The sequence below is a fragment of the Pseudoalteromonas sp. Ld20 genome, from assembly GCF_045064175.1.
Lineage (GTDB): Bacteria > Pseudomonadota > Gammaproteobacteria > Enterobacterales > Alteromonadaceae > Pseudoalteromonas > Pseudoalteromonas neustonica.
In genome coordinates this window covers 435,037-446,409 of sequence record NZ_JBISHB010000030.1, presented here as the reverse complement: position 1 = coordinate 446,409, position 11,373 = coordinate 435,037, and the positions used below count along the sequence as shown (strand labels likewise).

The following is an 11,373-nucleotide window of genomic DNA, read 5'->3' as shown; positions in this document are numbered from 1 at the left end:
ATGATTTGTAAGGAGATAAGTATGACTAACACAGTAACCACTATCAATCCGGCAACTGAAGAAACCATTGCTCAGTATACATTACTAACATTGGAGCAAGCACAGCAAGCAGTGGATAAAACCCACGATACCTTTTTAAAATGGCGCCAAACATCATTTTCTGAACGCGCTGATTTACTCAATAATCTTGCCAGTATATTTGAAAAAAATAAACAACAACTGGCCGAGTTAATGACTTTAGAAATGGGTAAACTCTATTCACAAGGCTTACAAGAAGTCGAGCTATGCGCTGCAATTTGTCGTTATACCGCTGAAAATGGCGCGTCGCAGTTAGCGGATGAAACACGTCAAATGCAAAATGGTAAAGCAATTATTACTTACCAACCGACCGGGGTTTTATTGGGCATTCAACCGTGGAACTTCCCACTATATCAAGTGATCCGCTACGCTGTAACTAACATAATGGCAGGTAATACTACCGTACTTAAACATGCCGGTAATGTATTTGGCATGGCTGAAAAAATCGAATCTCTCTTTATTGAAGCGGGCTTTGAAAAATACTGCTTCACTAATTTATTAATTGACGGTAAAACTGCCAGCGAGTTGATTAGCCACCCAGCGATTCGTGGCGTGACCTTTACTGGCAGTGACGGTACAGGTAAAAAAGTAGCTGAACGTGCAGGTAAATACGTTAAAAAAACGGTATTAGAACTGGGAAGTAACGATGCCTACTTAGTCCTTAATGATGCAGACTTAGCGCTTGCTGTAAAAACCTGCTTACAAGGGCGAATGGTAAATAATGGCCAAACATGTGTGGCGGCTAAGCGCTTTGTCGTTGTTGATGCCCTTTATGATGACTTTAAAAATGCCCTCAGCGAGCAACTTAAAAGCATGAAAATGGGCGACCCGATGGATAAGGAGACTAACCTTGGGCCAATGGCGCGCGAGGATTTACGCGATCAAATTCATCAGCAAGTGCAAGAATCAGTTGCAAAAGGGGCTACTGTCGTCGCAGGTGGCAACATTCCAGAGCAAACGGGTTTTTACTATCCGCCCACGCTACTTGAAAACTTATCGCCAGGTATGCCCGCATACGATGATGAACTTTTTGGCCCTGTAGCATCGTTAATTAAAGCTAAAGATAACCAAGACGCTATGCGTATCGCTAACGACTCACGTTATGGTTTAGGTGGTGGTATCTTCTCAAAAGATGAAAACAAAGCTATTGAGCTTGCCAAAAATCATTTTGAAACCGGTATGATCAATATAAACGGCTATGGTTTAGCGCAACCAAATTTACCATTTGGCGGAGTAAAAGACAGTGGTCACGGCCGTGAACACGGCGGTTTTGGCATACGAGAATTTGTAAATATTAAAACAATTATGATTAGCTAATTGATTACATCATTGCAAAGGGCCTTTATTGGCCCTTTTTTTATGCATCCATCACCTTAATGTATATACCCAAGCCACCTCACAATGCAAAATGCAGCGTTCCACAGGTGTTTAATATCAAGGCATTACTTTGCTACAATGACACACCCTTTAAAATGTAGGCACTTGGCCTTTATCTAAATGCTCCATCATTAATGCATCAACATCCTCTTCTAACTCGGTATTCTCATCAAGATTTGAATGCTGCTCAATATCTTCATAAACCAACTCAGTTAGTAACGCAAAGTGATCAGAGCCATACTTGGCCAAACGCTTAATGCGCTTGACGGTAAACCCTGTACTATGAAAAAGATGGTCCAGCGGCCAGCGCATAAAAAAGTAACTCGCATGAAATGTATTAAAAAAGCCACGCCCTTTACGTGGATCTAATAGGCCACTTACTTGCATAAATAAACGAGTACTGCGAGACCAAGCCACATCGTTTAAATCTCCAGCGACAATCACAGGGCGCGTAGCATCTTTAAGCGCTTTGGCCACCATTATCAACTCACTATCTCGCGGGCGAGAGGAATCTTCTTCTGTTGGGCTCGGCGGTGCTGGATGAATGAAGTGACCTTGTATCTCTAAACCATCATCATTAACAAACAAAATGTGAATTGAAGGCACATCACTTTCAACAAGCTCACAAATTTGCGCCTGTTTAATTTTGTATTTACTAAATAGATGCATGCCATAGCGATTATCTTTTGGACAATCAATTGTATAAGGGTAGTCTTTTTTGAGCACACTGAGCTTTTGCTGCCACCAATCATCTGACTCAAGCGTGATCAGTAAATCGGGCTGATGCTTATCAACTAACTTTAGCAATGCATCACTATTATGGTTCGACATTAATACATTGGCTGACATAATACGAATACTATGCTGCGCGTTACTTTGGGCACTTTTAACCTCATGCGCAGCGCACCATGTGTAAGGAAATATCCACCAACCTTGAACACTAACAATAATACTGTTAGCCACCGCTACTGCTGCCCACCACAAATAATCTCCACCAAAAATAAGGAGCATCGACATGACTATAACAAGGTTAAACAACGCCAAATAAAAAACCTGCAGGCGAACAAAATCACAACTTCTCACTAAGTAATGCTGGCTATAAGACATAGGTAATACAGTAAAAATAAATAAAATAGTGGTTATTATTATCTCTGCTATTAACACGTTAGTTCCTTAATTAGGTTAAATATATACCCAAGCTACCTCAAGATGTGAGCGTCGTTGGAATTAAAAGCGATTTAGGTAAGGCATTGATTGCAAGTAATAGTGGTTCTATTTTTAAAATCAATCCCTTATAAAAATAACGCAGTATAAATCGTTTTTAAACCAACCCATTGGGCGTTTCACAGTCACTTACTCTCATCGTTGTTCCTTCTTAAAAGGGATTGCCATTGTTGCAAAGCAACGCCTTGATATTAAGCCCCTGTGAAACGCTGAATTCTGCATTTTGAGGTGGCTTGGGTATAAAGCCATTTTAACTAATAATATACAGTACAGGCTGTTCATTAAATTTATTAGCCTAGCAAGATCATCTGAATTAAAGATGAAGAAATATAAGAGTTTCTCTATCTATTAACATTATTTTTATCGTTTTATTTGCTGTTTTTCATCATCGGTTAACGGCTGATACCAGCGTGGATAGGACCAGCCATATCCCCACCTAAATGATGTTGGTAAATAAGGACTCCCTCCCACTCGAACACCCGCTAACATAAGCTGTGCTATTGCAGGTTCGCCAACTTGAGCCACACATTGTTGTAACTGCTGATCAGCTGTTAAACGCTGCTCATACGTGCCCCCCTGCCAATAAGCATAATCATGCTCTGTACAACAATTTAGCCATAGCTCTTTTTGCTCAAACGTACCATCAGGAAAAGCGCTGCACCCATCTGACGTAAAAGGCTTAATCTCTTCACTATGCGCGCTGTATGAGATTATAAAAAATAATAAAGTAAAAATATAACGCATAAATATTCCGTATCTTGAAAATATAAACCACCTGTTTACAAACCTAACTATCCGACGTGGGCTCGGCTCTTTTAATCGATGCCGGTACTATCATTTTATGCATTGGTTTTACAAACAACATATAAAGCTTACCTAAAAAATTATGCACATGAACCACTGTCGAAATTGAAATGAAATTACCTTGTATCTCATCCCTAAAAATAGAAACTTGCACGTCTAAATGTTTATCTGAATCACCTAAAACAACTTCTTCATCACTTAAATAAAGTAAGGTAAATATACCAACCCTATCACCAACTTTATAATCACTCTTTGGTTTACTTGAATCGAAACCACCTAAAGTACCCAGGTTTTTCAGACCAAAAAGGCCAACAACTCTATTGCGAGTTGCCATTAAAAAATTAACCCAAGCAGGTGTGGTAGCTGCATGATCTAACCACACTTGCAGTGAGCTTCTATTTTTAATATGTGAGTGAAATGAATACACATCAAAAAAATAAGCGTCATGCAATACTTTTGATATTTGACTATTATCTGGCACCTGCGTTTTCACAATATCTACGGACACGACTTAACACTCCTTTACTATTAAACCTTAATCGCCAAGTAATCAAAACAATTGAATATACCTCACGAATCCCTGCATCTCTAGCTGCCACTTTCAATAATCATACCCTATAGTCTCAATATAAACAGTTGATTATCTAAACTATTAATATGCTAAAACCACCTCTAAAAAATAAAAGCGTGACAACCTTATCCTTTATTGTTTAAGATAATCGCACTTTCCTAATGGAGTTTGCGCATTAATGAATAACTAACACCTGTTGAAATTCGTTTTATTTATTTGAATTTACAGGGTTAGTGGGCGCAAAATTCGTCATATTTCGACCTATCACAGTATAAAAATACTATTTTTGCGCGCCATGCCCTGCACTATCCAGAGGCATTATGCATACATTACACGTTCACAATTTGGGTTTTCAATACCCTGATGGTCACAACCAATTCAAGCAGCTTAATTTTTCAGTCACTGAAAAGCTCACTGCAATCATCGGCGCTAATGGCAGCGGTAAATCATTATTGGCAAACATACTAGCTAATAAGATCCAACCAACAGCTGGGAGTGTTGAATTTAGCGCCAATGTGTTACTCATTTCACAGCAACAGGTAAATGAGCAGCCCAAAAGCGCAGCTTCGCAAACAATTGCACAATTACTCGCTATAGATACAAAACTGGCTGCACTTACGCGTATTGCACAAGGCAGCAGCTGTGAAGCTGACTTTAACGCTGTTAATGATGATTGGTTGTGCGAGCAACGCTACCAACAAGAACTTTTAACCCTCGGTATTGATGCACCACTAAAGCACAAGCTGACTGAATTAAGCGGCGGCCAACAAAGGCGCTTACTGCTATATTGCGCATTACAAGCTGCGCCAGATTTACTTATTTTAGATGAACCAAGTAATCACCTCGATATCCCAGCAAAGCGCTGGCTAATAGCACAATTACACACATTTAAAGGGCTGGTAATTATAGTAAGCCATGATCGGCAACTGCTTAATGAATGTGATGCAATTATTGAGCTAAATTCACAAGGTGCTCATTATATGACGGGTAATTACCAACATTTTAGCGAGCAAAAAGCGCTGCAACAAACCGCGTTAATAAAACAGATTAATCACCTTGAAAAAGATCAAAAAAAGCACCAACAGCAAACACAGCTAAATCACGAAAAAGCCCAACAGCGCGCAGCACAAGGTAATAAAATCCGTAACAATGCTAGTCAGCCAAAAATGATGTTGGATTTTAAAAAAAATAATGCACAAGCCAGTAAAGGTAATAGCGAACGTTTAGCAACAGCAAAACACCAAGCCATAATAGATAAACGCCAAGCGTTGAAAGAGCAACTGCCCACAAGTAGCACCATGAAGCTGCAATTTAACCTACAAACAACACATAAACGGCTGCTATTTGTTGAACAGTTAGTGCTTCCTTTTAAATCTGCATCGCCGATAACATTTAGCGTATTTAACAATGATAAGCTGCATATTAAAGGCCCAAATGGCTGTGGAAAATCAACCTTATTACATCTTATAAGTAACTCAGCTAACCCCCCGTCACGTTCGTTTTCAGGCGCAGTACAATTAAATAGCAAGATACTTTATATTGATCAACACTGCGCATTTTTAACATCATCACAAAATTTAGTTAATGCATTAGAGGTATATTGTAGTAACCTCGACATGCAGCACATGCGTCATTTACTGGCAAATATTGGTTTTAAGGGCGATGATATTTACCGCCCTATAAGTCAATTAAGCGGCGGTGAAAAAATGCAACTAGCAATGTTAATAGCAGCCCACAACGCACAAGCGTATTTACTGTTACTTGATGAGCCCGACAACCATTTAGACCTTGATAATAAGCAGTTACTCGCCAACTGCTTATCCGAGTTTAAAGGCAGCTTTATGCTGGTAAGCCACGATGAGGAGTTTATTTTGCAATGTAATGTCACGGCTGAAATCGACTTAAGCCTAGACTAACAGAACTTTTTAGGTATTTTACGTTCAAACTTATCGGATCGCTTATCACACCAATGTGGGGTTAAATTACCTCGCATTAGTTCATTATAATAATGAATAATAAGGAATAATATGAAAGTTCAGCAATTAATATTGGTGATTATCATCACCTCTTTAGCAGGCTGTAGCACTTTTTTCAGCCAAAATACGAATCAAAAAACTCGCTCTAGCAGTTTAGTCGATTTTTTATACCCAGATGAGCAAAGCCGTCAGGCACATCTACCCAGTATGCCAACGCTGAATCTTCCTGCAACAGTAGGTATTGCGTTTATTCCAAACAAATATGATTCTGGTATACGCAGCAATGATGAAATAGCCTTACTTGAAAAAGTTAAAAACCAATTTATGCAGTATGACTATATTGACCGGATTGAAATTATTCCAAGTAGCTATTTAAAGGGAGGTCAAGGATTCACAACCCTTGAGCAAGTATCTCGCTTGTATGATGTCGACATTATGGCGCTTGTGTCGTACGACCAGGTGGCTCAAACGCTGGAAAATAATGCCGCTTTTTTATATCTCACCATCGTCGGTTTATACGTCATTCCGGGTAATGAAAATACGGTACAAACCTTTGTTGATACAGCCGTGTTTGATGTAAAAAGTAAAAAAATGCTATTTCGCGCCCCTGGTATTAATAAAGTTGACAAGCGAAGCACTGCCGTTGGTATTGATGATACTTTAAATACGCAATCTCAGCACAGTTTTAACTTAGCGGTTGATGATATGGCAGCTAATTTAGACGCAGAGCTTGGCCGTTTTAAAACACGCGTTAAAGAAGAAAAAATTGCCAAAGTAACCCACAAAAATGGCAGTAGTGGCGGAAGCATTTTTTGGCTACTCGCTTTGCTCAGTGGCGTATTTCTAATCAAGCAACGCAAATGGTTTATTTCAAATATTAAAGACTAAAGCTTTGTAACAACTAAAAAGTTATATACCCTTTAGCTTTAGAATTAATTAGGTAAAGGGTTTTCATGTTATATCGCTTACTGAGCATGGTAATAATTACACCACTGGCTTTTAATTCATTTGCCACACAAAGCCCAATTGAACGCATAACAACCACCGCATCGCGCACAGAAACATTAGCTGATCCGCTGCCTGTCGTAGTAAGCACTATCAGTGAGCAACAACTGGCCCTCATTGCCCCGACCCATATTGAGCAAGTATTAAAGCAAATAGCAGGTGCGAATATTCAGCACGGCAATGGCCAAGAATATTTACCCGCGTTACGCTCTGCGGTTTTAACTGGTGCTGGTGCCTGCGCCAGCTTACTTAGTGCTGAGGATGGCATTCCTTTACGCGCTGCTGGGTTTTGTAATATCAACGAGCTATTTGAAGCGCACACCGAAATGGCAGAGCGTATTGAGGTTTTAAAAGGCCCAGGCTCTGCGCTATATGGCTCAAACGCTGTGCATGGTGTCATTAATGTCATCACCCCTGATACCACTTACGGCGATAGTTTACTGGGTATTGATACCGGTTCGTACGGCTATAAACGCCTAAAATTACGCAGCGGTAAAGACTTTGGCACACAAGGAATAGGCTTTAATGCCAGCATCACTCGCGATAGTGGTTACCGAGATGATGAAAGTGTATATCAAGAAAAAATCAACCTTCGTTATCGCTTTGAGAGTAACGATCTGCTACTCACCTCTGGGCTTACTTACACTCATTTAGACCAGCAAACTGCTGGGTTTATTACTGGCTTTGAAAGCTACAAAGATCAAAACCTTGCACAAGCTAACCTCAACCCAGACGCATTTCGTAAAGCGCGTTCATTTCGTGCTTGGTCAAAAGCACAGTGGCAATCAAGTAATAATATCGTCACTATTACGCCCTATTTTCGTAATCAAAGTATGGACTTTTTAAAACATTTTTTACCCGGCACACCGCTTGAAAAAAATGCACAAACAGGCTTTGGTATTCAGTCTTTATGGCAGCATAACTACAATAACGACATTCGTATTCACCTTGGTTTTGATACTGAATACACCGCGGCTGATTTTTTACAAAACCAGAACGAGCCAACACAAGGATCTGCGTTCTTAGTCGCAACAGTCCCCCAAGGCAAGCATTATGATTACGATGTAAATAGCACGCTTTACGCGCCTTTTATTAGTGTTAATTGGCACGTTAAGGCGCTTACCATAAGCGCAGGCGCTCGCTTTGAACATATACGTTATGATTACGACAATAACATGCTAGCTGGCCGCACTCGTGATGATGGCACAGTATGCGAAAAAGGTGGCTGTCGTTACTCCCGTCCTGCGAGCAGCAAAAATAGCTTTAGCAATTTATCGCCTAAACTGGGGCTAAGTTATCAATTAAATAACAATCACTATATCTACGCGAACGTGTCACAAGGTTACCGCGCACCGCAAGCCGCAGAGTTATATCAATTACAACGAGATCAAGAAATAGCTGAACTAAAATCAGAAACCGCTGATAACTTAGAGCTTGGGCTAAAAGGCCACTATCAACAGTTGCATTATGTGCTTTCAGCATATGCGATGAACAAACAACACAGTATATTTCGTGACAGTGATTTTTTTACTGTGAATGACGGCAAGTCACACCATAGGGGAGTCGAGGTCGAACTTAATTACGCACTCAGTAAATCGATACAATTGGCTCTTGCTGCCACACATGCTAAACACAGTTACAGCTATAACCAAATTTTAAACGACATTAATATTAACGGGAATGATATAGACACCGCACCGCGTACCCTCGCTAACATGCAAATAAACTACCAGCCAACGGATACAACACAACTCGCTTTAGAATGGCATCATGTCAGCCGTTATTTTACTGATCCTGAAAATCGTCATGAATATACGGGTCATCATCTATTCAATTTGCGAAGTGCTTGGCAGCTAACACCACAACTAACTCTCGCAGCACGCATTACTAACCTTACCAACAAAGCTTACGCAGAACGAGCTGACTACACGAGCTTTAGTGGTGAGCGTTATTTTCCAGGAAAACCTCGCAGCTTTATGCTCTCAGCTAGTTATACGTGGTAATAACGCCATTGATGCTGCTTTTAATTCCAACGACGCTCGCATATTGTTTGGGTATTAAAAAGCGCTATTTTGAAAATTCAAAATAGCGCTTTTTAATTATTATATTCGCTCAAATGATATTGACTAACGTACCGCTAACATGATTAATCCTGGTACTATAAAGAAAGATCCTAATACATAACCCAGCGCCGCAGACTTATTATTTGCACCCACTTTAGCTAATTTTTCAGCAAGCGTAATTGGAATTTCTCTTAATACGGGTGTGCCGTAAATTAATGCCACTGCAAATACGTTAAACATGACATGCACCAAAGCAATTGTTAGCGCCACTTCAGCCATTGGACCTGTAATTGAGGTTGCAGCAAGTAATGCTGTTATTGTTGTACCAATGTTAGCACCTAGCGTAAATGGATAAATTTGACGTGTCGTGAATACACCGCTGCCGGCCAGTGGAATCATTAAACTGGTTGTTGTTGACGATGATTGCACCATGACTGTCACTGCCGCACCAGAGGTAATACCCGCGATAGGACCGCGACCAATAGCGCCATGTAATATGTTTTTAGCTTTACCAACAAGTGCTTTTTTCAGTAACTTACCCAATGCTGTTACTGCAAATAAAATCAAACCGATACCAGCCAGTACCATGGCTACACCAAGCATTTTAGTGTCTAAAAAACTAAACGCATCTTTAATCAAGCCCACTGCAGGCTTTACAAGTGGCTTGATAAAGTTATAGCTCTTTAATGACAAATCAGCATCGCCAACAAATAAGTGCGATAGACTCGCCGACATCTTTTGTAATAAACCAAACATGATTTCTAACGGTAAAAATATAGCAACCGCGAGTAAGTTAAAAAAATCATGTACTGTAGACGCTGCAAATGCACGCTGAAACTCTTCTTTAGAGCGAATATGACCAATCGATACGAGAGTGTTGGTAATCGTGGTACCAATATTTGCACCCATTACCATTGGAATTGCAATACTAAGCGGTAAACCACCTGCGACCAAACCCACAATAACCGACGTAACCGTTGAAGATGATTGCACTAATGCGGTTGCTAGTGCGCCAAGTAACAGCGCCACAAATGGGTTAGTTGCAAAAGCAAAAATTTCTTGTGCGCCCTGTGTACCGCCCGACGCTAGTTTAAAACCACCACTTACACTACCCACTGCAACAAGTACTAAATAAACTAAAAAGGCAATGGCAGCCCAATTAAGCGTTTTCATTAATAGCGTGTTCTGGTTCGATTCACTCATGTTTAAATCTCGGTTTTTGTCTTACCAATTATGGCATTTTGATGACGTTTTTGTTTCACGACGCATTAGAACACTCAAATATTACAGAAATATTTCAGTCAGATTAACACGCAGATTAATCACGTTTAATAAACAATGAAAATACTGGATGAAAATTTTACATCATCAAAAAAGCAATCAAATTCAATGAATTAAAAAACACTAAAGATAAATAGATCATACAGAGTGTTTTACATTCGTTTACAGTCAAAATAGACGCTATAACGATTATCTCAACCTCATTACAGCAATATGATTTAGCTAATCAAAATAAATATTAAATGGCGTGAATCTACAATTTTTGTTCATTACAAAACATTATGCTTATATCCAAATCCAATACACGAAAAGCAGCACTATGAATCCACAATTAAAATCGCTCAGTTTGTTTGCACTATTCAGTATTAGCTTTGTTACAACAGCAAGTAATAGCGTGACCATAAATACATTAGTTAAACCTAATAGCCACCAGCTTAAAATTATAAAAAACGACCATTTACTTTATCATGCTAATACACAGTGGAGTGCATCCGATGTTGTACTTAACGTTAGCGTTGGACATCAAACTCAGCGCGGTAAAATAGTTATAAATCGCAATTCGGTCAGTGCTTTTAATGAGTTAGGTGAGCCGCTTTGGCAAGATGATAGGTTAGATAATAAAGTGTGTTTACCTGAGCTTTTTGCTGAGTTTATTCGCGCTAATTTAACCGAACTTAAAAAAGAGCAATCCATTACCTGTGTAGGTCCTGTTTTAAAAGCTAAAAAACTAGCGCCTTTCAAAGTAACTTTGTTATCACAAACCCCAGAACAACTAATTGTTAATATTGGTCCAGGGTCTTTTGGTATGTGGTTTTTTATGGATAATATTGAATTGATTTTAAATAACGATGCTACTTATGTATTAGCTCACAAAGGCATTACACCAGCCCCCTCATCCCTATCGGGTAAAATGAGCTACTTAAATATGACAGCCTCTTCTAAAGTAAATTACCCGATAGCAAAAATTGAAAACACTATTTTATGGTAAAGGCTT

Annotated in this window: 9 protein-coding genes; 5 read left to right on the top strand and 4 right to left on the bottom strand. The window is 39.5% G+C overall.

Annotated elements, in window-relative coordinates; all coding sequences use genetic code 11:
- The first annotated feature begins 21 nt into the window (after positions 1–21).
- Positions 22–1,395, top strand: coding sequence for an NAD-dependent succinate-semialdehyde dehydrogenase (locus ACJJVX_RS07755; protein ID WP_405630903.1), 1,374 nt, complete (start codon positions 22–24; stop codon positions 1,393–1,395).
- 150 nt (positions 1,396–1,545) lie between these two features.
- Here the strand turns inward: ACJJVX_RS07755 and ACJJVX_RS07750 are convergent, their stop codons facing one another.
- The 3 genes from ACJJVX_RS07750 to ACJJVX_RS07740 form a co-directional block, all read right to left on the bottom strand.
- On the bottom strand, positions 1,546–2,619 hold the full coding sequence (locus ACJJVX_RS07750) for an endonuclease/exonuclease/phosphatase family protein (protein ID WP_405630900.1): 1,074 nt from the start codon (positions 2,617–2,619) through the stop codon (positions 1,546–1,548).
- A gap of 420 nt (positions 2,620–3,039) precedes the next feature.
- Complete coding sequence (locus ACJJVX_RS07745; RefSeq protein ID WP_405630898.1) at positions 3,040–3,423, bottom strand: hypothetical protein; 384 nt, start codon at positions 3,421–3,423, stop codon at positions 3,040–3,042.
- A gap of 43 nt (positions 3,424–3,466) precedes the next feature.
- The gene (locus tag ACJJVX_RS07740; protein WP_405630896.1) at positions 3,467–3,991 is read right to left on the bottom strand and encodes a DUF2867 domain-containing protein; all 525 of its coding nucleotides are present in this window, start codon (positions 3,989–3,991) and stop codon (positions 3,467–3,469) included.
- Between the two features lie 383 nt (positions 3,992–4,374).
- Here ACJJVX_RS07740 and ACJJVX_RS07735 point away from each other — a divergent pair, with 383 nt between their 5' ends.
- From ACJJVX_RS07735 to ACJJVX_RS07725, 3 genes are all read left to right on the top strand, one after another.
- On the top strand, positions 4,375–5,970 hold the full coding sequence (locus ACJJVX_RS07735) for an ATP-binding cassette domain-containing protein (protein WP_405630893.1): 1,596 nt from the start codon (positions 4,375–4,377) through the stop codon (positions 5,968–5,970).
- 111 nt (positions 5,971–6,081) lie between these two features.
- The gene (gene rhlP / locus ACJJVX_RS07730) at positions 6,082–6,918 is read left to right on the top strand and encodes a rhombotarget lipoprotein (protein WP_054455267.1); all 837 of its coding nucleotides are present in this window, start codon (positions 6,082–6,084) and stop codon (positions 6,916–6,918) included.
- Between the two features lie 65 nt (positions 6,919–6,983).
- On the top strand, positions 6,984–9,038 hold the full coding sequence (locus ACJJVX_RS07725) for a TonB-dependent receptor (RefSeq protein WP_405630890.1): 2,055 nt from the start codon (positions 6,984–6,986) through the stop codon (positions 9,036–9,038).
- 123 nt (positions 9,039–9,161) lie between these two features.
- On the opposite strand, the gene ACJJVX_RS07720 is transcribed toward ACJJVX_RS07725, so the two are convergent.
- Positions 9,162–10,301: a Na/Pi symporter gene (locus ACJJVX_RS07720; RefSeq protein WP_054206192.1), complete on the bottom strand. Its 1,140-nt coding sequence runs from the start codon at positions 10,299–10,301 to the stop codon at positions 9,162–9,164.
- Positions 10,302–10,698: 397 nt separating this feature from the next.
- Between ACJJVX_RS07720 and ACJJVX_RS07715 the strand changes: the two genes are divergently transcribed.
- The gene (locus ACJJVX_RS07715) at positions 10,699–11,367 is read left to right on the top strand and encodes a hypothetical protein (protein ID WP_054206193.1); all 669 of its coding nucleotides are present in this window, start codon (positions 10,699–10,701) and stop codon (positions 11,365–11,367) included.
- Positions 11,368–11,373 lie beyond the last annotated feature (6 nt).